We start from the raw sequence: 23,313 nt of genomic DNA, 5'->3' as shown, positions 1-23,313 counted from the left end.
GGTCGGAAAATGCCCGACGACGCCGGACGGCTCTGACACTGATGCTGACACCCGGACCCCCGCAAAGCAAGCAGGGATCACCGAGTGTTCATTTATCTCAGCGTTTACTGCGCGCCATGAACGCAAGACGCTCAAAAAGATGCACGTCCTGTTCGTTTTTAAGAAGCGCGCCGTGCAGTTTGGGCAAGGCATTGGCGCCATCGCGTTTGAGGTCCTCTGCCGTCAGGTCTTCGGCCAGCAAAAGCTTCAACCAATCCAGAACTTCCGAGGTCGATGGTTTCTTCTTCAACCCTTGTGTTTCACGGATTTCATAGAACTGGGTCAGTGCAGTCGTCAGTAGCGCATCCTTGATGCCCGGGTGGTGGACTTCGACGATCCGGCGCATGGTCGCCTCATCCGGGAAGCGGATGTAGTGAAAGAAACAGCGACGCAGGAACGCGTCCGGCAGTTCTTTTTCGTTGTTCGAAGTGATGATCACGATGGGTCGGTTCTTGGCCTTGATCGTCTCTCCGGTCTCGTAGACGTGGAACTCCATCTTATCGAGCTCCTGCAACAGGTCGTTCGGAAACTCGATATCCGCCTTGTCGATCTCGTCGATCAGCAGCACGACTTTTTCGTCAGCGTCAAACGCCTGCCACAGCTTGCCCTTGCGGATATAATTCGAAACATCATGCACACGCTCGTCGCCCAGCTGGCTGTCGCGCAGCCGGCTGACCGCATCATATTCGTACAGACCCTGCTGCGCGCGGGTGGTGGATTTGACGTTCCACTCGATCATCTTCAGCCCAAGCGCGCCAGCCACCTGTTTGGCCAGTTCGGTCTTGCCGGTTCCGGGCTCACCCTTGACCAACAGCGGGCGCTCCAGCGTTACGGCAGCGTTCACCGCAATGGTCAGGTCATCGGTGGCAACATATTCTGCTGTACCTTGGAAACGTGCGGTCATGGGCCCCTCATTCAGTATCGCGCGGCATCTGTCCTCTGGGGTTATAGCGGGGCAGAAAATTTGACAAGGCGGGTCGCTGCGTCGCTCGGCGCGAAATTGATGTGCGACTTCAACGCTTTTGGTTGATTCGGGCGCTAACACGGGGCGCGACAAATTCGTAGCCGCCTCAAAAAAGCCCGCTAATAATCACAGAAATACAAGGTTTTCTTGTTAGAAGTCTCATATTTAGACGACGTAGCGGAGCGGCGAGCACGGCGACGTTTCCATAGTGACATTCGGGACGGTGTCGGATAAACGCTCCGCAGAAGGGGATTGCCGCATGTCAGGTGAAGGTAAGGTGACCGGCGTTGCAGGCCACACCGAGGGAGCAAAGATGAAGCAGGAAGTATTTCTGCCGGAAGATTATCGTCCAGCCGAAGACGAACCATTTATGAACGACAAGCAGTTAGAGTATTTTCGCCGTAAGCTGCTGGACTGGAAGAACGAACTTTTGGCAGGCAGCCGCGATACGATCGAAGGGCTGCAGGACAACACCCGTAACATTCCGGACGTCGCAGACCGTGCAAGCGAGGAAACAGATCGCGCGCTGGAACTGCGGACCCGTGACCGTCAGCGCAAGCTGGTTGCCAAGATCGACTCGGCCCTGCGCCGGATTGATGAAGGCGAGTACGGGTATTGCGAGATGACGGGCGACCCGATCTCGCTGAAACGTCTGGATGCGCGTCCGATCGCGACCATGACGCTTGAGGCGCAAGAACGCCACGAGCGCCGCGAGAAAGTTCACCGCGACGATTGATCGCTGAGAAAACGCAGAATTCTTAAACGCCGGGGTCTTACGCTCCGGCGTTTTTGCTTTAAGCCGGTGCCATGAATATCAACGGTCTTAAATTCGCCGTCGTTGGTGGCGGTATTGGCGGTATAGCGGCGGCTCTGGCGCTTCGACAACGCGGGGCTCATGTCACCGTCCTGGAACAAGCCCCGGAATTGACGGAAGTTGGCGCAGGCCTGCAGATCAGCGAAAATGGAATGGTCGTGCTGCGCGCCCTGAATGTCGTGGGCGAAACGCCCGAGGCCGGCGTGCGGTCATGCGGAACGGAGCTGCGCGATTACCGGGCGGGGCGCTTGGTCAGCAGGCTTCCGGCTCCGTCCGCCGGGGCGACCTATTACTATCACCGTGCCGATTTGCTTGGCCTTTTGCACAAGACTGCCGTGGGCGAGGGCGTTGAGTTTCGTTTGGACGCGCGCGTTCTTCAGGTACGCAAGCACCCGTCCGAAGCCGAAATCGTTCTGGACGACGGTACGCGAATTCGGGTTGATTGTGCGATTGCTGCGGACGGCGGCCGCAGTGAAATCCGAGCGGAACTGAACGGGCCCGAGGCACCGGAGTTCACACGGCAGGTGGCTTGGCGCGCGACAATTCCGTGGAAACACCGCGTCGAAAAGCCGAAGGCGGCTCTGACCATGGGGCCGGGGCGGCACGTGGTGACCTATCCCCTTCGCGACCAAAAGCTTATGAACATAGTGGCCATCGAAGAGCGTTCCGATTGGCGTGAAGAAGGCTGGCGTCGGCGTGGTGACCCGGAAGAACTGCGGGCGCGATTTGCCGATTTTGGCGGCCCCGTCGGAGAAATCCTGAAACAGGTGCAGGAACCCCACATTTGGGCTTTGTTCCTTCGCCCCGTTGCGCACCGCTGGCAAAATGGGCGTGTTGCTCTTTTAGGCGACGCGGCTCATCCGACACTGCCGTTTATGGCACAGGGGGCTTGTCTTGCGCTCGAGGACGCTTGGATTTTGGCGCGGTCCTTCGATGAGCAATCTGGTATCCAGCAGGCGCTTACCGCCTATGAAAACCGCCGCCGCCCAAGAGCGCGGAAAGTGGTCGCTGCGGCCGGGGCAAACGCCCGCAACTTCCATCTACGCGGGCCGATGAGACTGGCCGCCCAAGCCGCTCTTATGGCGATTGGGCCGCATCTGTCGCGAAAATACGAATGGATCTACAGCTACGACGTAACGGCTTGAGCCATCACAGATCGAGGTCGACCCAAACCGGAACGTGGTCCGAAGGTTTTTCGTGCCCGCGTATCTCGGCATCGATCCGGCAGTCGCGCATCAGATCGGCGGCTTGCGGCGTTAAAAGAAAATGATCGATCCGAATGCCGTCGTTCCGGTTCCATGCACCGGCCTGGTAATCCCAGAACGAATAATGCTCGGGGCCCTGAGTGACGGCACGAAAGGCCTCGGTGTAGCCCAGGTTCAGAATCTTGCGAAACGCGGCGCGACTTTCAGGCCGGAATAGCGAATCCTCGCGCCATGCATCGGGGCGTTTGGCATCTTCTGCCTGCGGGATGATATTGTAATCCCCAGCCATCAGCGCAGGTTCTTCCGTTGCCAGCAAGTCGCGCGCCCGATCATAGAGGCGTTCCATCCAGGCCAACTTGTAGTCATATTTCGGACCCGGCACCGGATTGCCGTTCGGCAGGTACAGGCCGCAAATGCGTAGAGCTTTCTTGCCAATGACGGTCGCTTCAATCCAGCGCGCCTGTTCGTCCTCGTCATCTCCTGGCAGGCCACGGGACACGTCCTCTAACGGTAGTTTCGAAAGGATCGCAACGCCGTTGAAACTCTTTTGCCCGTGCGTTTCGACGTTATAGCCGCGTTCCTCGAACAACTCGCGCGGGAAGTTCTCGTCGATCGACTTGATTTCTTGCAGTAGTACGACATCCGGCTGCGCCTCGTCTAGCCAGCGAGGCAGGGCCTCGGCCCGCGCTTTTATGCCGTTTATGTTGAACGTGGCGATTTTCATGCGCGATCCTCCGAAGCCTGTGGCAACCTATCGCCCAGAATGAACCCAGCGGCAAGGTGATGGCGGGATTTGCGAGGCTCTGCCTCGCGCTTCGAGGTGTTTTTAGCCAGATTAAGAAACGGATTCTTAACCAATTTTGTAGAAAAGAGTTTTGCGGTACAGGCGGGGACGCCGATGACCGCGCCAGGTGAAGCTCTCCGATGGATGGTCGGAGAGCGGATCCATGCTTCATCTGGCTATAAATATCCTGGGGGTGTGGGGGCAAAGCCCCCGCCGACGATTAAATCGAAAAGGAAGTACCGCAGCCGCAGGACGAGGTGGCGTTGGGGTTTTCGATCACAAAGCGCGCGCCGATCAATTCCTGGGTGAAGTCGATCACCGCATTTTCCAGAAACGGCAGGGAAACTGAATCCACGATCACTTTCTGACCATTGCCTTCCAGCACAAGATCGTCCTCTTTCGGTTCATCCAGAGCGATTTCGTATTGAAAACCGGAACATCCGCCGCCTTCCACTGCGACGCGCAGAGCCTGGCCCTGATCCGCTGCACCGATCTCGGCGAGACGCTCAAATGCGCGTTGTGTGACTGTGGGGGGCAGATTCATGCCAAACTCCAAAGGTTTATTTCCTTTACGCCTTACAATATAGAAAGTGCAAGGACAGGCGACAAGGACAAGACCTTTGAACAGAGCGGGTTTTGCCTCGGACCCAGGCCGCGCAAGGGGGCGGCTTGTGCCAGAGGAGGAAAGCAGTTTCCGGTCATGCTTTCAGCGCGACCGGGACAGGATCATTCATGCCAGCGCCTTTCGGCGGCTCAAACACAAGACACAGGTGTTTGTCGAACATGAGGGCGACAGTTATCGCACGCGGCTGACCCATTCCATCGAAGTTGCCCAAGTGGCGCGCACGATTGCGGGTGCATTGGGACTGAACGGCGAGCTGACTGAGGCGGTCGCCCTTGCACACGATCTTGGACACACGCCGTTTGGACACACAGGGGAAGACGCACTGCACGCGTTGATGGAACCCTACGGAGGGTTTGATCATAACGCTCAAGCCATTCGGATCGTGACCAAACTCGAACGGCACTATGCGGAATTCGATGGGTGCAACCTGACTTGGGAATGCCTTGAAGGTATCGCAAAGCACAACGGGCCGGTCACCGGTGTACTTCCGTGGGCTTTGGCCGAGTGCAACGAGGGCTTTGATCTGGAATTGCATACCCATGCCAGCGCCGAAGCTCAGGTTGCGGCACTGTCGGATGATATTGCTTACAACAATCACGATCTTTTGGACGGGCTCAGGGCAGGTCTGTTTACCGACGCCGAAATTCAGCAACTGCCCATCGTGGGTGACTGCTATGCCGAGGTAGACCGGAAGTACCCTAGTCTGGACCCTTACCGCCGCAGGCACGAGGCGTTAAGGCGTGTTTTCGGCGTTATGGTTTCGGATGTCATCGTCACGTCGCGTGGTTTAATCGCAAGTTCGGGCGCGCAGACTGTCGAGGAAATTCGCAATCTGGGCTATCCGGTCATCCAGTTCTCGGGCGGTTTATGGGCGCAACTCAGGGAAATTCGCGAATTTCTGTTTACGCAGATGTATCGCGCAGCCAGCGTAATGGAAGTGCGCGCCGAAGTAAGCGAAGTCGTAGAAGAGCTGTTTCCGATCTACCTGAACGACCCGAAACAGATGCCTGCGCGGTGGCATGACGACATAGAGGCGGCCACGGATGAAACTGCGCTGGCGCGAATTGTCTCGGACTATATTGCCGGCATGACGGACCGGTTTGCTCTGCAAGATCATGCAAGGCTAACCGGAGCCTGATTACTCGATACCGATATAGGCGATTGCCCAGACCTGCTGTCCGGCTTGCTCGGCGGCAAGATCGGCATCGTCGGTTGGTGGAAAGACGATCATCGTAGGGCCGTACCCTCCGATTCCCATGGGTGAGCCGTCCGCATGGGTTGCGACAATCGGCTGGTGTGCTGCGATGCTGTCCCACGGAATTTCGGACTGGTAACCGTCCAGAGCCATGGGCTTGGCGGTTTTTCCTTCGGCGCCGGCCTGTGCCATCACATCTGACAAAAGCGGCCCGGAAAACGCGATGTCGCGCTTATTGCCCTCGGGCCCGTAGGGAATTGTGATTTCAACCTGTTCTAGCCCGTCCAGCATAGCCGGGTCGAACCCCGCGGCCCCGTCGTGCTGAACCTCAAGATATCCCAGCAGCCCACCGTCATCCTCGCCGCGCGCCGGAAGGTTCGTTTCGGTGACCGCGCCGCCCAACGTCAACAGCACGTGGCCTGTTGGAGCGGACAGTTCGGCCCAAGCCGGTAATGAGGTGGCCAGCAGCAATGCAAGGGGCAGGGCAAGGCGCATGTAGGGATCTCCTGTCGGTTGTTTTTCCGAACCTTAGCCCGGTTTATCGCTAAACCAAGCCCAAACTGCTCGCTTCCATTGACCTTGTCGTGCGGCGTGGTAAACCGCCCGGCAAGCAAAAGGACATCCGAAATGAACCTGTTTTCCGAGATCCGCGGCCTCGTATTGGACGCGCTGGCACAGATGCAGTCCGAAGGCGCTCTGCCCGAGGGGCTGAGCTTTGACAACGTGGCGGTTGAACCGCCGCGCGACGCCGCGCATGGCGACATGGCGACCAACGCGGCAATGGTGCTGGCGAAGCCGGCCAAGATGAAGCCGCGCGACATCGCTGACGTGTTGGCCGGAAAGCTGGCGGCGGATGATCGGATCACCGGTGCCGAGGTTGCTGGTCCGGGGTTTTTGAACCTGCGGTTGGCGCCAACGGTGTGGCAGGGGGTTCTGGCGGCAGTGCTTGAGAAGGGTACGGATTATGGCCGATCGACCATGGGCCATGGCCAGAAGGTGAACGTGGAATATGTGTCCGCGAACCCCACCGGTCCGCTGCATGTTGGTCATACGCGGGGCGCTGTGTTCGGTGACGCTCTGGCGAGCTTGCTGGCCTATTCGGGCCACGATGTAACTCGCGAATATTACATCAACGACGGCGGCGCGCAGGTGGATGTGCTGGCGCGATCCGCCTATGAACGGTATCGCGAGGCCAATGGCCTGAGCCCTGAGATTGCCGAGGGGCTGTACCCGGGCGACTACCTGATCCCGATCGGTGAAGCCCTGAAGGAGAAGTACGGCGACAGTCTGATCGACAAGCCGGAAAGCGAGTGGCTGGAAGATCTGCGCAACTTTGCCACCGACGCGATGATGGACCTGATCCGCGCCGACTTGAAGGCGCTGGGCGTCGAGATGGACGTGTTCTTTTCGGAGAAATCTCTTTATGGCACGGGCCGGATCGAGGCCGCGTTGCAGTCGCTGACGGACAAAGGCCTGATCTACGAAGGCGTGCTGGAGCCACCGAAGGGCAAAAAGCCCGAAGATTGGGAACCGCGCGAGCAGATCCTGTTCAAGTCGACCGAGCATGGCGATGACGTCGACCGCCCGGTGAAAAAGTCTGACGGCAGCTGGACCTATTTCGCCCCGGATATCGCCTATCACTATGACAAGGTGACCCGTGGATTTGACGCGCTGATCGACGTGTTCGGCGCGGATCACGGCGGTTATGTCAAGCGGATGAAAGCGGCTGTGTCTGCATTGTCCGATGGCAAGGTGCCGCTTGATATCAAGCTGACGCAATTGGTGAAGCTGTGGAAGAACGGCGAGCCGTTCAAGATGTCCAAGCGGGCAGGGAACTTTGTCACCCTGCGCGATGTGGTCGATCAGGTTGGTCCGGATGTTACCCGTTTTGTCATGCTGACTCGCAAGAACGACGCCCCGCTGGACTTTGACTTTGACAAAGTGCTGGAACAGAGCCGCGAGAACCCCGTGTTCTACGTGCAATACGCCCATGCCCGTGTCATGAGCGTACTGCGCCGCGCCGCCGAGGCTGAGATTGCCACCGACGATGCGACCCTCAAGGCTGCTGATCTGGGCAAGATCGATCACACCTCAGAACTGACGGTTGCGAAGAAGCTGGCCGAATGGCCGCGTCTGGTCGAGATCGCCGCTCGGACCAATGAGCCGCATCGGGTTGCCTTCTACCTGTATGAACTGGCAGGCGACTTCCACGCGCTGTGGAACAAGGGCAATGATGAGCTTTCGCTGCGTTTCATCCAGGATGGCGATGTTGCCACAAGCCAGTCAAAAATCGCATTGGCCCGGGCCGTTTCTGTTGTGATTTCAGCGGGCTTGGGTATTCTTGGCGTTACCCCGGCGCAGGAGATGCGGTAACAAACACCGCCCAAAGCACCGGTACGAGGTAGGCAAGAAATGACCCGCGCGCCTTATTTTCTGGCGTGAATCGGGCGGTGAGGCGGACATGGCAAGTTACGATTACTCGGGGCAGATGCGCCCCGAGGAGATGCATTACACGAATCAACCGCATCCTGAGGATGGGTATGAGTATTCCGACGAGTCTTATGGCTATGAACAGGCCCCGCGTGGGGTTGGGCTAGGCCGTATCGTGAATGTCATGGGCGCTGTGGCGTCGCTGGCTCTGGTCGCCGGGATCGGCGTCTGGGGATACAAGCTTGTGATGCGCGATGTCAGTGGCGTTCCCGTCGTTCGTGCAATCGAAGGACCGATGCGCATTCAGCCGGAAAACCCCGGTGGAACCCCGGCCGACCATCAGGGACTGGCCGTCAATGCCGTGGCAGCTGTCGGAACGGCTGCGCCACCCGCAGATCGCTTGATCCTGGCACCGCGCCCGGTGTCCCTGACGGACGAAGATACTCCGGTTGAACAACTGAAACCCACCAAAGCTGTGCACGTGGTTGAGGAAGAGATTTCCGATCAAGAGGCTGCGCAGCTACGTCAGAACACAGTCGACGCTTTGGTCGCTGAACTGGCCGGTGAGGCCGCGAAAACCGAAGAACCGCAAGAGCAGGGTGTTCAACTCGCTTCGTTGACCTTGCCCGAGGAAGAGCCTGCCATCGACCCCGCCGATCTGGCCGCGCAATTGCCCGACCCCGAGCTTGCGGCATTGCCCGGCGTCCGTCGGTCGCTGCGTCCGAATACGCGCCCGGCGCGCAGGACAGCCAGCGGGATCTCTGCAAGCAGCAATACTGAGGCCGCGATCAACGCTGCTGTCAAAGCTGCCGTTGGTTTGGATGTTGACCCGAACGCATTGTCCAAAGGGACGCGAATGGCCCAGTTGGGTGCCTACGAAAGTTCGGATGTAGCACGCGTCGAATGGGATCGCCTGAACGGGCGTTTCGGTGAGTATATGGATGGAAAACAGCGCGTTATCCAGAAAACCTCAAGCGGCGGTCGTACGTTCTATCGCCTGCGTGTACTTGGGTTTGAGGACCTGAGCGACTCGCGTCAGTTCTGTGCCGCACTGGTGGCGCAGGGCGCTGACTGTATCCCGGTTGCCGTGAGGTGACATTCGGCGCTGCGATCACCGATGCCGAAGGCCTGCGCCTGACATCCGAGGAAAAGAACCTGTTCCGACAGATGGACCCGTTCGGGTTCATTTTGTTTGCGCGTAACATCGATACGGCCGATCAGGTCCGCGCCTTGTGTGACGACTTTCGTGAGGCGGTTGGGCGCAACTGCCCCATCACCATTGATCAGGAAGGCGGCCGGGTTCAGCGCTTGCGTGCCCCGCTTGCGCGGGAATGGATGCCGCCGCTGGATCACGCTAAACAGGCTGGCGACGCGGCCGAGCGGGCCATGTACCTGCGCTATCGCCTGATCTCGAACGAATTGTTCGAACTCGGGATCGACAGCAATTGCGCGCCGATGGTCGATCTGGCGCGCGATGAGACGCACCCGTTTCTGAAGAACCGTTGCTATGGTGCTGATCCCGAAGCAGTTTCAAAGGTCGGTCGGGCGGTTGCGAAAGGCCATCTGGACGGTGGCGTGCTGCCGGTTTTGAAACATATGCCCGGTCATGGATTGTCTGCGCTGGACAGCCATCATGACCTGCCGCATGTCGATCTGACGCAGGAAGCTCTGGAGCAGGCTGATTTCGCCCCATTTCGCGCTTTGAACGACCTGCCGATGGGGATGACCGCGCATCTGGTCTATGACCGGATCGACCCACAGCCGGCCACGATTTCACCGACAATGATCGGCCTGATCCGCGACAAGATCGGGTTTGATGGTCTGATCATGACCGACGATATCTCGATGAAGGCGCTCAGCGGTGCACCCGAGGAGATCGCCAAACAGGCGCTGAATGCGGGGTGCGACGTGGTTTTGCACTGTAACGGATCGTTCGAAGCCCGCGCAAAGGTGCTGGATGCCGCCGGCGAAATGTCAGAGCAGGGGCAGAAACGCGCAGAAAAGGCGCTGGAGATGCGGCAAAAGCCTGTGGAACTTGACATCCAAGCCGCCGAGGCGGAACTATCTGCCCTAATGGGCGGGCAGGTATATGAACGATAATCTTTTCAGCGAAGACCCGGTCTCGGTCGCCGATCGACTTGCGGCCGAAGCTCTGATCGTTGACGTCGACGGGTTTGAAGGCCCGCTGGACGTTCTGCTGACCCTGTCGCGGACCCAAAAAGTCGACCTGCGGAAAATCTCGGTTCTGGCGCTGGCGCAGCAATATCTGGCCTTTGTTGAAAAGGCGCGGGCGCTGCGGATCGAACTGGCCGCTGATTATCTGGTGATGGCCGCGTGGCTGGCGTTTTTGAAATCCCGCCTTTTACTTCCGCCCGACCCGGATGACGAAGGCCCATCGGGTGAGGAATTGGCCGCGCACCTTGCGTTCCAACTGGAGCGCTTGCAGGCCATGCGCGATGCTGCCGCGCGTCTGATGGCGCGCGACCAACTGGGCCGCGATTTCTTCAAACGCGGGCAGGGCGAGGATATCACCCGCATCCGCACGGTGACCTATTCCGCCACACTGCTGGACCTGATGCAGGGGTATGCCCGCATCCGTACACGCGACGAATTCCGCCCCTTTGTCATGGACCGCGATTCGGTGTTCACCATGGAGCAGGCGTTGGAACGCATGCGTCCGCTAATCGGCTTCGCGGGCACCTGGACAGACATGGAGACCTACCTGCCCGACGGCTGGGATGCTGACCCAGTGCGGCGGCGTTCGGCCACCGCGGCGACCTTTGCGGCCTCGCTGGAGTTGGTCAAGGAAGGGCACATGGAGATCAAGCAGAGCGAAACCTTTGCGCCGATCCATCTACGCAAGAGGACTGAAACACGTGACTGACGCCCCTGAAAACGAAGGCACCGGCACCCTGTTCGAAGCGCCGCCGCTGGCCGAGCAGGAGCGCATGGTCGAAGCCGTGCTGTTCGCCAGCGCCGAGCCGGTGACAACCGCTGATCTTGAGGCGCGCATGCCTCACGGCAGCGACGCGGCGCAAGCAGTTGAAATGCTTCAGAAACGCTATGAAGGACGCGGTGTGCGTGTGGTCCGAGTTGGTGAAGCCTGGGCCATCCGAACCGCCCCGGATCTGGGCTTTCTGATGCAGAAGGAAACGGTCGAGACCCGAAAACTCAGCCGTGCGGCCATCGAGACGCTGGCCATCGTTGCCTATCACCAGCCCTGCACACGGGCCGAGATCGAAGAGATTCGGGGTGTCTCGGTCTCACGCGGGACTATTGATCAACTGTTGGAAATGGAGTGGATCAGGTTGGGGCGTCGCCGTATGACACCGGGCCGCCCGGTCACGTTTGTGGTGACTCCGCAGTTTCTGGACCATTTCGGGTTGGAGAATGCCCGCGATCTGCCAGGGCTCAAGGAACTGCGCGCCGCCGGGTTGCTTGAGAACCGGCCACCTCCGGGTGCGATGCCGCTGGGCGAGGGACGGGACGAAAACGAAGACGAAGAACAGACGGAACTGTTCGAAGAAGAGTGATCTTGCGGCCCTTTTGTTGCCGTGGAAATCACCTATGTTGTGGCCAGAATGAGGAGTTGAGCAATGAATGCCAATCGGATCATCGACATGATCGTTCGCCAGGTCATGCGGCGGCTTGTCAACAAGGGCGTGGACAAGGGCTTTGACATGGCAAGCCGAATGGGTCGCAAACCAGGTCAGGACCAGAGTGCGCCCAAAGACCCCGAAGCTGCGAACCGAATTCGCAGCGATGTACAACAGCAGGGCCATAACATGAAGAATGTTCAGCGGATGACCAACCAGATGCGCAGGTTCATCCGCTTCTGATCAGGCTACCGCCTTGAAATGCTTGGACAGCTTCAAACCCTGTCCCTGATAGTTCGAGGCTATGCCCGCGCCGTACAATTGTGTGGGCATCTCGGACATTTTCTCATAGACCAGCCGCCCGACGACCTGACCGTGCTCCAGGACAAACGGGGCTTCATGACAGCGCACCTCCAGCACACCGCGTGATCCGGCGCCACCAGCGGCCGCATGTCCGAAACCGGGGTCGAAGAAACCTGCGTAGTGCACGCGGAACTCACCCACCATAGCCAGATAGGGTGCCATTTCAGCGGCATACATAGGTGGAATGTGCACAGCCTCGCGGCTGACGAGGATGTAGAACGCACCGGGGTCCAGGATGATCCGCCTGTCGGTGGTGCGCACTTCCTCCCAATACTCCTGCGGGTCGTACTCGCCGATCCGATCCAGATCGATCACACCGGTATGCGGCTTGGCGCGATACCCCACCAGATCCGTGTCCGGCAGCTGTAGATCGACCGAAAAGCCCAGACCGTCCTGAATGACCGCCGGGCCATCGACCAGGGGTGAGTCGTTGTGCAGGGCAGTGAGCTCTGCGTCGCTGAGCACGGCTTGACCTTGCCGGAACCGAATCTGGTTCAGCCGCATTCCCGGGCGCACCAGAACCGAGAAGGAGCGGGGGCAAATCTCGGCATAAAGCGGCCCCGCATAGCCGGCAGGCACCCTGTCGAACTCGGTTCCACCATCGGTGATCGTGCGGGTCAGCAGATCCAGTCGCCCGGTCGAGCTTTTGGCATTCGCCACCGCACTGGTGTCAGCAGGCAAGGCCAGCGACTCCATCAGGGGTACGAGATAGACGCAGCCTTTTTCCAGAACGGCGCCATCGGTGATGTCGATGCGGTGCATCTCGAACTCGGCCAATCGGTCAGCGACTGAACGACCTTCGCCTGCCAGAAACGAAGCGCGGACGCGATAAGCTACTGTTCCCAGACGTAAATCCAGACTGGCGGGTTGAACTTGCGCCGGGATAACCTCGGGGCTGGCGGTGATTTCACCCCGCCCAATCATCGCCTCGATCTGCTGGTTTGGGCATACACCTGTCATTCCGATCCCCCCTGATGCCAGAGCGGGATCTGGCCTGTCTGCCATAAACGTCGGTGTGATTTGGTCGGGCTAGCAGGACTCGAACCTGCGACCTTCCGTCCCCCAGACGGACGCGCTACCAGGCTGCGCCATAGCCCGACGTTGAGGTGTTCATAAAGACTTTCCCGGCAGGGGCAAGAGGAAATCATCGCCTTTTTTCTTATCCCGCCGATCGGTTCTCAATTCGGTTAACTACAGCGCGCAGGTCCTTCGCGATGGGCGCGATCCGACGCAGCAGGTCGTCGTCAAAATCCGTCCGTTCCCACGCTTGTGTCGCGATTCCACCCAGCAATGGGGCCTCATCCATATACTCGGGCTCCGGCGGTGACATTTCTGTCTGTGGAGCTTCTGCCGCCGGTTTCGATTGCTGCTGCGGCGCGTCTGCCGCTTTTTCGGGCTGTGTTGCTGACGCAGCGGGGGCCGGTTCGTCCAGGTCCAAATCAATCTGGCCGCCGTTTTGTGCAGGCTTTGCCGTAAAGGGAACAACCACATTGTCTTTCGGAGCTTTCTCGGGCGCGGCCTGATCATCAAGGCTTGGAGACAGCGAAGACACATAAGCTACGCCTTGTTCACGCAGGATGCGCTGGACGCCTTTGATGGTGATTCCGTCCTCGTGCAGTAGCTTCTTGATGCCACCCAGAAGACGCATGTCGTTTGGCCGGTAGTATCTGCGGCCACCGGCGCGCTTTACAGGTTTGACCTGACTGAACCGGCTTTCCCAGAATCGCAGGACATGAGCCTGAACTCCCAACCAGTCCGCAACTTCACTGATCGTGCGAAAGGCGTCGGGGGACTTACTCATGACCGTTCCCCGAACTTACTTGCGATTCCCTGCGGCGACGCGATCCTTCATCAGGTGCGACGGGCGGAACGTCAGTACGCGGCGAGGCTGAATCGGAACCTCTTCGCCGGTTTTGGGGTTGCGACCAATGCGGGCCGTTTTGTCCCGAACGCTGAAAGTGCCAAAGGATGAAATCTTGACCTGTTCGCCGCGCACCAGCGCGTCCGACATGTGGTTCAAGACGCTTTCGACAAGCTGTGCGCTTTCATTGCGTGAAAGGCCAACCTCACGGAAGACGGCCTCGCTCAGATCCATTCGGGTCAGTGTTTTATCGCCCATGCCAATTCCCCTGTTGATATCAAAGAATATGGTGACGGGAAATTCGCTGTCAATATCAATGAATTGCGAGCGGCTGTGTAAGCCGTTTTGCGCCGGTTACCAGCGCAGAACCACAGCGCCCCAGGCCAGACCGCCGCCAATTGCCTCGGTCACGATCAGGTCTCCGGACTTAATCTGCCCCCGCTGTTTGCCCACGGACAGGGCGAGGGGAATCGATGCGGCCGAGGTATTACCGTGATCCTGAACCGTCACCACGACGTTATCCATCGGCAGGCCCATTTTCTTGGCGGTGCCCTGAATGATGCGGATATTGGCTTGATGCGGCACGATCCAATCCACGTCAGAGCTGTCCAGCCCGGCGCGGCCAAGTGCGGTTTCAGCGGTTTTGGCCAGTTTCTCGACCGCGTGGCGGAAGACCTGGTTGCCCTGCATCCGCAGATGACCAGTCGATTGGGTCGATACGCCGCCGTCGACATACAGCAGGTCCTTATAACGCCCGTCGGAATTCAGGTCGGTCGCAAGAATACCGCGATCCTGCGCGGTTCCTTCGCCTTCCTGCAACTCCAGCACCAGCGCGCCAGCACCGTCACCGAACAACACACAGGTCGAGCGGTCGGTCCAATCCATGATGCGCGAGAATGTCTCGGCACCGATAACCAGCACACGTTTGGCCTGACCAGAAAGGATCATCGCGTTTGCGTTGCTCAGGGCAAAAACAAAGCCTGCGCAGACAGCTTGCACGTCGAACGCAAACCCGTGGGTCATGCCCAGCCGTGCCTGAACCATGGTCGCCGCAGATGGGAAGGTCAGGTCGGCCGTCGAGGTCGCTACGATAATGGCATCGATGTCCTCGGCCTTCAGGCTGGCATCGGCCAAAGCAGCCTCGGCGGCTTTGGTCGCCAAATCCGATGTGGTTTCGTCCTCGGCGGCAAAGTGGCGGCGTTCGATTCCCGAGCGGGTTTTGATCCACTCATCCGACGTATCGAGCGTCTTTTCAAATTCGGCATTCGGAACGATGCGCTCCGGCAAATAGTGTCCGACACCTACAACAACTGAACGGCCTGCCATTTTGGGTTACTGCCTTTATTGTTATTCGCCCGCCTTTGGCGGTACGTGCGCGGCATCTTGTGCAAGCTCGGCTGTCGATGCAACCCGTGCCGCCAATTTTTCGGCGAATCCTGACTGAGCCAGGGTAAAGGCCAGTTTGACGGCCGCCGAAACTCCGGTGGCGTCCGCGCCACCATGCGATTTGACCACAGTCCCATTGAGGCCAAGGAAAACCCCGCCATTCACACGGCGTGGGTCGATACGTTTTTTGAGACGGTTCAGCGAGGTGATCGCCAGAACCGAAGCGAGACGCGAAAGGGGCGAGTACTTGAACGCTTCGCGCAAAAGGTCTCCGATCAGGCTTGCGGTGCCTTCACCGGTTTTGATCGCCACGTTGCCGGTAAAGCCATCGGTAACAATGACATCCGCCTTGTCACCCGGAATGTCGCTGCCTTCCACGAAGCCGACAAAATCGAAATTTGCCTGATCCGCGAAGTCCGCGATCATTGCATGCGCTTCTTTCAACTCGGCCCGGCCCTTGTGTTCTTCGGTGCCGACATTCAGCAATCCGATACGGGGCCGGTCCAGGGCCATGCCGTTGCGGGCATAAGACGCGCCCATCAGGGCGTACTGTAGTAAATCTTTCGCGTCAGCGCGAACATCCGCCCCCACATCCAGCATCACGTTGAAGCCATGCGGGTTGCGCGACGGCCACAGAATCGCAATCGCCGGACGGTTCACGCCCGGCAATTTGCGTAGCCGCATCATCGACAGCGCCATCAAAGCGCCGGTATTGCCGCATGAAACCGCCCCGTGCGCCTCGCCCTGACGCACCGACTCCAAGGCCGACCACATCGAGGTCTGCTTGCCGTTGCGCACGACTTGACTGGGCTTGTCCTCCATCGTGACCACGTCGGGGCAATCACGAAAAACGACGCGTCCCTGCAGGACACGCCGTTTGGCGACAAGTTTGCGCAGCACTTGCTCGGGCCCGTGCAGGACGAACGCGATATCGGGGTTTTTGTTTGCCGATTTGACAATGCCCGCCACCACAGTAGCGGGCCCCGAGTCTCCGCCCATAGCGTCAACCGAGATGGTAATCCGTCCGGCCTGCGTGGGCTGTTCCGTCATGCCTTAGCCTGCGCTTAAAAAGACTTAGGCCGCGTCTTCGTCCAGGTCGATTTCGTCGGCCTGAGCGACGACTTCACGGTCATCATAGTGGCCGCACGACGCGCACACGTGGTGCGGGCGCTTCAGCTCACCACAGTTGGGGCATTCGTTCGGGTTTGCAGCAACCAGAGCGTCATGTGCGCGGCGGTTGTTGCGGCGCGACTTGGAAACTTTGTTCTGTTGGACAGCCATGGTCTCAACCTTTGTCTATTAAGGGTCAGCAGATTCGCTGCTGGCCGGGTTTCATTCTTCGTTTTTTCGTGGTTTGACGCGCGTTTAGGGTACGAGCCCCACGTTGTCCAACCCAAATTCCGATGAGCGCGCGAAAATACTGCGATTCTCGACATGTTCAAGCGATTTTTCTGGAGGCCTGCTATGACAGGAAAACAGACCTATGTCACTCGTCTTTTTTCAGGGCGTCGCGCAAATTCGCCAGTCCCGCAAACGGCTTTGCATCTTCGTCCGTCATCGCCTGTTTACCCGGTTCGGTATAATCGGCCTGTTCCAGTTCGGCATCATCCTTGCGCGGATACTGGGGCAGGGCCAGCGACAACGCCTCGACCATGACCGATGCCGGGTCGATTTCCGGCCCCAGCGGTTCAGTCTCATCATCTTCGGGGATTTCGAACTCGGGCTCGTCTGGGTCTTCCCAATCAGCGAGATAGACGCGTGACACGGGGACATCGATGCGCGTGGTCACAGGTTCGAGCGTCACCACGCAGGGCTGAATCACCGTGGCACCCAGTTTTCCGGTCAAAACCCAGTCACGTTTGCCTTGTGCCCTTACGTCACCCACAAAGCTGAGTTTGCGCAGCCCCAACAGCCCCAGTTCAGCTTTTATTGCGTCCAGCCCCTTTGTATCGGGGCGCAGATCAAACGGTGTTGGCGCGTTTTGGGGCAGGTCGGCCACCCGCAGAGATGTGTTGTTGCTCATTCGTGACCCTTTCCTGTGTTGAACCGGGGCTGCGGTTTCTGTAATCGGATAGGGTCCGCACGGTCCCAAGGCAAGAGGATGTAAATGTTGAAGGTTGTGAACAGGTTGAAACCAGCGTCCAAAACGCTTGTCTTTGCGGCGTGTTTGGTTGCGGCTGGGGCGTGCTCGCCAATCTTCAAGAATCACGGATATGTCCCGCCAGCCGAGCAATTGGCCGAGATAAAAGTGGGCGTCGATACGCGCGACAGTGTTGTCGAGACGATCGGAGCACCCAGTTCATCCGGTTTGGTGAAGGATTCGGGCTTCTACTATGTTCGTTCACGCGTTCGGCACTACGGTCCGAAACGGCCCGAGGTTGTTTCGCGAGAGTTGGTCGCGATCAGTTTTGACCAGCGTGGCGTTGTGCGGAACATCGAACGATTTGGCCTGGAAGACGGGTACGTCGTTGTTCTGGACCGTCGAGTAACGGAATCCAGCGTCCAAAACCGTGGCTTCCTGCGTCAGTTGTTGGGTAACATCGGAAACTTCAACCCGGCAAATATTCCTGGGGCGACGAATTAAGGGTCAACCGCATCTTGTCATGGTCACAGGGCAGTCACACGTTCTGTGGTAGAACCACTGCAACAGGAATCAGGTCAGCAACCGCGGAGGATGCGACCATGGCACTATTGCTTGGCAAGGGCAGGTACCGGGCACGTTTGGCGCAGTCCCCGCAGGACGTGGCGGAGGCGCAGCAGCTGCGGACTCTGGCCTTCGGTACGGATCAGATCGATCAGGACGACTTTGACCCGGTCTGCGCCCATATACTGGTCGAAGATTCGCGCGCCGGTGGGCAATTGGTTTGCTGTTTCCGGATGCTGACCCTGGACCATGGGGCCGAGGTTGAACGTAGCTACTCGGCCCGGTTCTACGATCTGTCCGCACTCAAAGACTTCGATGGCCGTATGGTCGAGATGGGCCGGTTCTGCATCCATCCCAATTGGACTGACCCTGACATCCTGCGGGTCGCCTGGGGGGCGATGACCACCTACGTGGACCAGAACGATGTCCAGATGCTGTTCGGCTGCTCATCCTTCGCGGGGACGGAAACCGCCGAGTATCTGGATGCGTTTGCCATGCTGAAACACCGGCATCTAGCGCCCAAGCGTTGGTTGCCGCGCGTCAAGGCACCTGACGTTTTTAAGTTTGCCGCCCGTTTGCGCCGCAGCCCCGATGCGAAAAAGGCCATGCTGCGAATGCCACCCTTATTGCGCACCTATTTGATGATGGGTGGCTGGGTCAGCGATCATGCGGTTGTGGATCGGCACATGAACACGCTTCACGTTTTCACCGGACTTGAGATTGGAGCGATTCCCCCGGCACGCAAACGGTTGCTGCGGGCGGTGGTGCGCTAGTTTGAGTATTTTTGAAAAGGTGAAGCAGGGGCGTTGACGCTTTGTGCCCACCGGTTTAGCTGGCGGGCATGGCGAGAATTCCTTTGTTACAGATGTCTGGCATTTCCCTGACGTTCGGGGGCGATCCAGTGTTTTCAGGGTTGGACCTGGTGGTTCAGCCGGGCGACCGCGTGGCCTTGGTCGGCCGTAACGGGTCGGGCAAGTCGACCCTGATGAAAGTGATGGCCGGGCTGGTGGAACCGGATCAGGGTGACATCGTGATTCCCCCCGGGAAGTCGGTCGGTTACATGGAACAGGACCCTGGAATGGAAGGGTTTGCCACGCTGGGAGATTACGCCTCCAGCGGGTTGGAGCCTGGTGAGCTGTATAAGGTCGAGCGCGCTGGCGAGGGTCTGAAGTTCGATCCGGCTCGGGCTGTTGAGACCGCTTCGGGTGGTGAGCGTCGCCGGGCGGCATTAGCCAAACTGATGGCCGAAGCGCCCGATCTGATGCTGTTGGACGAACCGACCAACCATCTGGACATTGAGGCAATCGCCTGGCTGGAACGCGAGTTGGGCTCGACCCGCGCGGCCTATGTCCTGATTTCGCACGATCGCGCGTTCCTACGTGCTTTGACCCGCGCGACCCTGTGGATCGATCGCGGCATGGTGCGGCGGCAGGAGCAGGGTTTTGAGGCCTTCGAGACATGGCGCGACAAGGTCTGGGAAGAAGAAGATCAGCAGCGGCACAAGTTGAATCGTCTGATCAAATCCGAGGCGAAATGGGCCGTCGAAGGCATCAGTGCGCGACGCAAGCGGAACCAGGGCCGGGTACGCGCGCTGCAGGCCTTGCGGGCCGAAAAGGCGGCACAGATCAAGCGTCAGGGATCGGCTGCCATGGCGCTGGAGGCTGGCCCGAAATCCGGTCGAAAAGTGATTGAAGCCAAGGGCTTGTCAAAGTCTTTTGGTACACAACAGATCGTTCGAAATTTCGACCTGTTGGTGCAGCGTGGTGACCGGGTGGCCTTTGTGGGCCCCAATGGCGTGGGCAAGACGACTCTGTTGAAAATGTTGCTTGGGCAAGAGGAACCGGACGAGGGAACGGTGTCGCTTGGCACGAACCTCGAGATTGCGGTGTTCGACCAGACCCGCGCACAGCTGGATCCGGAGATGAGCCTGTGGGACAGCCTGACCGGCGATCCCGAAATGCGGGTTTCGGGCAAGGCCGATCAGGTCATGGTCGGCGGCCAACCCAAACACGTGGTCGGCTACCTCAAAGAGTTCCTGTTCGACGAACGGCAGGCCAGAGCGGCCGTTAAGTCGCTGTCAGGTGGTGAAAAAGCAAGGTTGCTGCTGGCCAAACTGATGGCCAAGTCCTCGAACTTGCTGGTGCTGGATGAACCGACCAACGATCTGGATGTCGAAACGCTGGACCTGTTGCAGGAGTTGCTGGACGACTATGACGGTACCGTTCTTCTGGTCAGCCACGACCGCGACTTTCTGGACCGGGTTGCCACCACGACCATCGCAATGGAAGGCAACGGTCGCGCCACGGTCTATGCGGGCGGTTGGTCGGACTACATCGCGCAGCGGGGCGACGTGTTCGAGAAGAAGATCGAAAAAACAAAACCTTCCAAGCCGAAGCAAAAGCAGGAAGCGCAACAAAAGTCCGGCCTGTCATTCTCGGAAAAACACCGGCTTGAAAAACTGCCTGCCGAAATTGCACGTCTGGAGGCCGAGATCGGCAAGCTTGAAGAGCTTATGTCTGACCCCGAATTGTTCACGCGGGAGCCGGTCAAGTTCCAGAAAGCAACCGAGGCTCTGGTCGAGCGGCAGGAAAAGCTGGCAGCGGCCGAGGAAGAGTGGCTAACGCTCGAAGAAAAGGCCGAGGGCGCTTAGGCCATCGGCCGGGCTGGATTGCCGACGACGGTTTCTCCGGCTGCGACGTCTTTAGTTACCACGCTGCCTGCGCCGATGATGGCGTTGTCGCCGATTGTGACGCCCGGCATCAGGATGGCTCCTCCACCGACCCAGACGTTTCGGCCAATGGTCACGGGCAGACCGATTTCCAGCCCCTGCGCGCGTTCGACCGGGTCTTTGGCGTGCTGGGCGCAAAAGATCTGGACGTTGGGCCCGAACATTGTGCCGTCTCCGATTCGAACAGGGGCCGTGTCCAGAACGACGCAACCTGCATTGAAATAAACCCGTGCGCCGAGGCGGATGTTCAGACCGTAGGCGCAATGAAACGGAGCCTCGAGATAGCAATCCGGCCCAATATCGGCGAACAACGCCTGCAATTTTGGTGCAATCGCACCACGGTCATCCGGAGGACAGGTGTTATGCGCATGTACTGCACGGCGGGCACGCGCACGCAAGCCTTCAAGGTGTGAATCCAGGCAGCAATACCACTGCCCGGACTGCATCTTCTCCCACTCGGTCATGGGAAAGGCTTAGCGCATGCGCAGGGCGCCGTCGATGCGGATGACCTCGCCGTTCAGATAGCCCATCTCGACGATGAACCCGGCCAGCCGCCCGTATTCCCGCGGGTCGCCAAGCCGGGCCGGGTTGGGCACATCCGCAGCCAGTTGCTGCTGGACCTCTTCAGGCAAGCCGGCGAGCATTGGGGTCATGAATATCCCGGGTGCAATGGTCATTACGCGAATACCGGTCGAGGCCAGATCGCGCGCCATGGGCAGGGTCATACCGACAACCCCACCTTTTGAAGCCGCATAGGCCGACTGCCCCTTTTGCCCGTCGAAGGCCGCGATTGAGGCAGTGTTGATGATCACGCCGCGCGCGCCGTCCGGTTCAGGTTCGTTCTTTGCCATCTCGGCAGCGGCCAGGCGCGAGACGTTGAACGTGCCAACCAGGTTGATGTCGATGGTGCGTTGAAAGGCGTCCAAAGGGTGGGGGCCTTCCTTGCCCACGGTCTTGATCCCGTAGGCAATCCCGGCGCAGTTCACTGTGGCGGTGATACGGCCCATCTTGTCCATTGCATGAGTGATTGCCGCTGCAACCGAGGCCTCATCCGTTACGTCCGTTTGAGCGAAGAATCCGCCAATCTCGTCCGCAATTGTGTTGCCACGATCCGCGTCACGATCCAGAATCGTAATCTGCGCCCCGTGCTCGGCAAAATAGCGGGCGGTGGCTTCACCCAATCCCGACGCGCCACCGGTGATGATTGCGGATGAGTTTGATAGTAGCATTGAGGCAGCCTCTCCAAAATTTTGACACGTTTTCGCCGCTTTTCATTTGGCGGTGCGGATAGATGTTGTATATTCAGCAGCAAGGACCGTCACAACTAGTGTCGTGTTTGTTTTAACGAGTGGTGGCGAGCCCACATTAACGCATCTTCAGCGGGTGCTTACCTGCGCTTCATCTGCGGCTTCCACTGAGTAACCGAGAACCCTGACGCACCTGGGTGTTAAGGCGCAAGGAGTTAAGTGATGCGAAATAAGCTGAAATCCAATGTTTCCGCGTTGGTAGCCTCGCCGTTCATAGCAGCTTTGATGGTAACCTCCGCGCAAGCGGCGCCGGAGGTATGTGATGGAAGGACCGCGCGAATTGCAGCCAATAGCGGGGACTTTCAGACCCTTTGCGATTGCACGCACGTGACGCCAAGCTTTCTGAAACGGTTGCAAAAGCGGACCGACTTCGAATCAACACTTGCGATAACTGGTGAACAATGCCCGGGATTGGCCGCATTGTTGACGGAATTTGCCACCGGATCTATCGGCGCAACGGTCGCACGAGGCAGTGAAGATCGGGACGGGGATCAGGCCAGCAGCGGGAGCTCGAACGCAGGCGGTGAATCTGGTTCTGGTGGTGACGGCAATGCAGGGAATGGCGGCCCAGGTAACGGCGGCGGCGGTGACAACGGTGGTGGCGGCGACAACGGTGGAGGCGGCGACAACGGCGGCGGCGGTGACAACGGTGGTGGCGGCGACAACGGCGGCGGCGACAACGGCGGCGGCGGCGACAACGGTGGAGGCGGCGACAACGGCGGCGGCGGTGACAACGGTGGTGGCGGTGACAACGGTGGAGGCGGCGACAACGGCGGCGGCGGTGACAACGGTGGTGGCGGCGACAACGGCGGCGGCGGTGACAACGGTGGTGGCGGCGACAACGGTGGAGGCGGCGACAACGGCGGCGGCGGTGACAACGGTGGCGGCGGTGACAACGGTGGTGGCGGTGACAACGGTGGCGGCGGTGACAACGGTGGTGGCGGCGACAACGGCGGCGGCGGTGGCAACGGTGGTAACAACGGTGGACCCGGCAACGGGAATGGCAACGGTGGTAACCCCGGAAACGGCGGTGGTAACAACGGCGGATCTGGACCCGGCACTGGCAACGGCGGCGGCAACAATGGCCAGGGTAACGGCTCTGGTAACGGTGGCGGCGGCTCTGGCAACGGTGGCAGCAATGGTGGTGGCCATGGTGGCGGTCACGGCAATGGTGGCAACAATGGCGGGCCTGGAAACGGAAATGGCAACGCCGGTAACCCCGGCAATGGCGGCGGAAATAATGGCGGCTCTGGCCCAGGCACCGGAAATGGCGGCAGCAACAACGGCCAAGGTAATGGCGGCGGCGGCCATGGCAATGGCGGCAGCAACGGCGGCGGCAAAGAGGAGCGCTAGAATCTGTCTTTGCGGCGCT

The 23,313-nt window shown here is 59.3% G+C and carries 26 protein-coding genes and 1 tRNA gene; 13 read left to right on the top strand and 14 right to left on the bottom strand.

All coding sequences use genetic code 11. From position 1 onward, the window contains the following. Positions 1–97 precede the first annotated feature (97 nt). Positions 98–943: an AAA family ATPase gene (locus tag ACR0J0_RS01295; RefSeq protein WP_239343572.1), complete on the bottom strand. Its 846-nt coding sequence runs from the start codon at positions 941–943 to the stop codon at positions 98–100. A gap of 373 nt (positions 944–1,316) precedes the next feature. On the opposite strand from ACR0J0_RS01295, the gene dksA reads away from it, so the two are divergent. Together dksA and ACR0J0_RS01285 are read left to right on the top strand one after the other, a co-directional pair. Next, complete coding sequence (dksA, locus tag ACR0J0_RS01290) at positions 1,317–1,739, top strand: RNA polymerase-binding protein DksA (protein ID WP_170382828.1); 423 nt, start codon at positions 1,317–1,319, stop codon at positions 1,737–1,739. Between the two features lie 71 nt (positions 1,740–1,810). Beyond that, complete coding sequence (locus tag ACR0J0_RS01285; RefSeq protein ID WP_480660687.1) at positions 1,811–2,962, top strand: FAD-dependent monooxygenase; 1,152 nt, start codon at positions 1,811–1,813, stop codon at positions 2,960–2,962. A gap of 4 nt (positions 2,963–2,966) precedes the next feature. On the opposite strand, the gene xth is transcribed toward ACR0J0_RS01285, so the two are convergent. Both xth and ACR0J0_RS01275 read right to left on the bottom strand, forming a co-directional pair. Beyond that, on the bottom strand, positions 2,967–3,746 hold the full coding sequence (xth, locus tag ACR0J0_RS01280) for an exodeoxyribonuclease III (protein ID WP_480660685.1): 780 nt from the start codon (positions 3,744–3,746) through the stop codon (positions 2,967–2,969). A gap of 280 nt (positions 3,747–4,026) precedes the next feature. Continuing rightward, positions 4,027–4,350, bottom strand: a complete 324-nt coding sequence (locus ACR0J0_RS01275; protein ID WP_480660683.1) for a HesB/IscA family protein — start codon at positions 4,348–4,350, stop codon at positions 4,027–4,029. Positions 4,351–4,426: 76 nt separating this feature from the next. On the opposite strand from ACR0J0_RS01275, the gene ACR0J0_RS01270 reads away from it, so the two are divergent. Next, the gene (locus ACR0J0_RS01270; protein WP_480660681.1) at positions 4,427–5,569 is read left to right on the top strand and encodes a deoxyguanosinetriphosphate triphosphohydrolase; all 1,143 of its coding nucleotides are present in this window, start codon (positions 4,427–4,429) and stop codon (positions 5,567–5,569) included. On the opposite strand, the gene ACR0J0_RS01265 is transcribed toward ACR0J0_RS01270, so the two are convergent. Continuing rightward, a complete protein-coding gene (locus tag ACR0J0_RS01265; protein ID WP_480660679.1) occupies positions 5,570–6,121 on the bottom strand; it encodes a putative pterin-binding protein in 552 nt (183 codons plus the stop codon). Positions 6,122–6,253: 132 nt separating this feature from the next. Between ACR0J0_RS01265 and argS the strand changes: the two genes are divergently transcribed. The 6 genes from argS (at position 6,254) to ACR0J0_RS01235 (ending at position 11,895) form a co-directional block, all read left to right on the top strand. Beyond that, positions 6,254–7,999 (top strand): arginine--tRNA ligase, encoded by a 1,746-nt coding sequence (gene argS / locus ACR0J0_RS01260; RefSeq protein WP_480660677.1) that lies wholly within the window; start codon positions 6,254–6,256, stop codon positions 7,997–7,999. Between the two features lie 88 nt (positions 8,000–8,087). After that, entirely contained in the window at positions 8,088–9,152 is a 1,065-nt protein-coding gene (locus tag ACR0J0_RS01255) for an SPOR domain-containing protein (RefSeq protein WP_480660675.1), read from the top strand. After that, entirely contained in the window at positions 9,149–10,156 is a 1,008-nt protein-coding gene (gene nagZ / locus ACR0J0_RS01250) for a beta-N-acetylhexosaminidase (protein WP_480660673.1), read from the top strand. The genes ACR0J0_RS01255 and nagZ overlap by 4 nt, the downstream gene beginning before the upstream one ends. Next, on the top strand, positions 10,146–10,940 hold the full coding sequence (locus ACR0J0_RS01245; RefSeq protein ID WP_480660672.1) for a segregation and condensation protein A: 795 nt from the start codon (positions 10,146–10,148) through the stop codon (positions 10,938–10,940). Before nagZ ends, ACR0J0_RS01245 begins: the two co-directional genes overlap by 11 nt. Further along, positions 10,933–11,589, top strand: coding sequence for an SMC-Scp complex subunit ScpB (gene scpB / locus ACR0J0_RS01240; RefSeq protein ID WP_480660670.1), 657 nt, complete (start codon positions 10,933–10,935; stop codon positions 11,587–11,589). The genes ACR0J0_RS01245 and scpB overlap by 8 nt, the downstream gene beginning before the upstream one ends. Positions 11,590–11,652: 63 nt before the next feature. Continuing rightward, positions 11,653–11,895, top strand: coding sequence for a hypothetical protein (locus ACR0J0_RS01235; RefSeq protein WP_480660668.1), 243 nt, complete (start codon positions 11,653–11,655; stop codon positions 11,893–11,895). On the opposite strand, the gene ACR0J0_RS01230 is transcribed toward ACR0J0_RS01235, so the two are convergent. The 8 genes from ACR0J0_RS01230 to ACR0J0_RS01195 all read right to left on the bottom strand — a co-directional run bounded on the left by ACR0J0_RS01230 (position 11,896) and on the right by ACR0J0_RS01195 (position 17,285). Next, a complete protein-coding gene (locus ACR0J0_RS01230; protein WP_480660667.1) occupies positions 11,896–12,975 on the bottom strand; it encodes a 2'-deoxycytidine 5'-triphosphate deaminase in 1,080 nt (359 codons plus the stop codon). 61 nt (positions 12,976–13,036) lie between these two features. Beyond that, a tRNA-Pro gene (locus ACR0J0_RS01225) sits at positions 13,037–13,113 on the bottom strand. Positions 13,114–13,174: 61 nt separating this feature from the next. Beyond that, positions 13,175–13,816, bottom strand: a complete 642-nt coding sequence (locus ACR0J0_RS01220) for a MerR family transcriptional regulator (protein ID WP_480660665.1) — start codon at positions 13,814–13,816, stop codon at positions 13,175–13,177. 15 nt (positions 13,817–13,831) lie between these two features. Further along, the gene (ihfA, locus tag ACR0J0_RS01215; protein ID WP_008755922.1) at positions 13,832–14,134 is read right to left on the bottom strand and encodes an integration host factor subunit alpha; all 303 of its coding nucleotides are present in this window, start codon (positions 14,132–14,134) and stop codon (positions 13,832–13,834) included. A gap of 96 nt (positions 14,135–14,230) precedes the next feature. After that, on the bottom strand, positions 14,231–15,202 hold the full coding sequence (locus ACR0J0_RS01210; RefSeq protein WP_480660664.1) for a beta-ketoacyl-ACP synthase III: 972 nt from the start codon (positions 15,200–15,202) through the stop codon (positions 14,231–14,233). 21 nt (positions 15,203–15,223) lie between these two features. After that, positions 15,224–16,312 carry a phosphate acyltransferase PlsX gene (gene plsX / locus ACR0J0_RS01205; RefSeq protein ID WP_480660663.1) on the bottom strand — a complete coding sequence of 363 codons (1,089 nt, stop codon included), beginning with the start codon at positions 16,310–16,312 and terminating at the stop codon, positions 15,224–15,226. Between the two features lie 24 nt (positions 16,313–16,336). After that, positions 16,337–16,543, bottom strand: a complete 207-nt coding sequence (gene rpmF / locus ACR0J0_RS01200) for a 50S ribosomal protein L32 (protein ID WP_008756996.1) — start codon at positions 16,541–16,543, stop codon at positions 16,337–16,339. Positions 16,544–16,748: 205 nt separating this feature from the next. After that, complete coding sequence (locus ACR0J0_RS01195; RefSeq protein WP_480660661.1) at positions 16,749–17,285, bottom strand: YceD family protein; 537 nt, start codon at positions 17,283–17,285, stop codon at positions 16,749–16,751. Between the two features lie 84 nt (positions 17,286–17,369). On the opposite strand from ACR0J0_RS01195, the gene ACR0J0_RS01190 reads away from it, so the two are divergent. From ACR0J0_RS01190 to ACR0J0_RS01180, 3 genes are all read left to right on the top strand, one after another. After that, positions 17,370–17,846 (top strand): outer membrane protein assembly factor BamE, encoded by a 477-nt coding sequence (locus ACR0J0_RS01190; protein ID WP_480660659.1) that lies wholly within the window; start codon positions 17,370–17,372, stop codon positions 17,844–17,846. A gap of 98 nt (positions 17,847–17,944) precedes the next feature. Then, complete coding sequence (locus tag ACR0J0_RS01185) at positions 17,945–18,679, top strand: GNAT family N-acetyltransferase (protein WP_480660657.1); 735 nt, start codon at positions 17,945–17,947, stop codon at positions 18,677–18,679. 68 nt (positions 18,680–18,747) lie between these two features. Beyond that, positions 18,748–20,556 carry an ABC-F family ATP-binding cassette domain-containing protein gene (locus tag ACR0J0_RS01180; RefSeq protein WP_480660655.1) on the top strand — a complete coding sequence of 603 codons (1,809 nt, stop codon included), beginning with the start codon at positions 18,748–18,750 and terminating at the stop codon, positions 20,554–20,556. Here ACR0J0_RS01180 and ACR0J0_RS01175 read toward each other — a convergent pair. Both ACR0J0_RS01175 and ACR0J0_RS01170 read right to left on the bottom strand, forming a co-directional pair. After that, entirely contained in the window at positions 20,553–21,098 is a 546-nt protein-coding gene (locus ACR0J0_RS01175; protein ID WP_480660653.1) for a sugar O-acetyltransferase, read from the bottom strand. The genes ACR0J0_RS01180 and ACR0J0_RS01175 overlap by 4 nt on opposite strands. A 9-nt stretch (positions 21,099–21,107) precedes the next feature. Next, entirely contained in the window at positions 21,108–21,863 is a 756-nt protein-coding gene (locus tag ACR0J0_RS01170) for a 3-hydroxyacyl-CoA dehydrogenase (RefSeq protein ID WP_480660652.1), read from the bottom strand. 498 nt (positions 21,864–22,361) lie between these two features. Here ACR0J0_RS01170 and ACR0J0_RS01165 point away from each other — a divergent pair, with 498 nt between their 5' ends. After that, positions 22,362–23,294 carry a hypothetical protein gene (locus ACR0J0_RS01165; RefSeq protein ID WP_480660650.1) on the top strand — a complete coding sequence of 311 codons (933 nt, stop codon included), beginning with the start codon at positions 22,362–22,364 and terminating at the stop codon, positions 23,292–23,294. Positions 23,295–23,313: the final 19 nt, after the last annotated feature.

The sequence above is a fragment of the Ruegeria sp. BF12 genome, from assembly GCF_056538705.1.
Note: the sequence above shows the minus strand (reverse complement) of the source record. Positions and strands in the feature narration are given on the sequence as shown.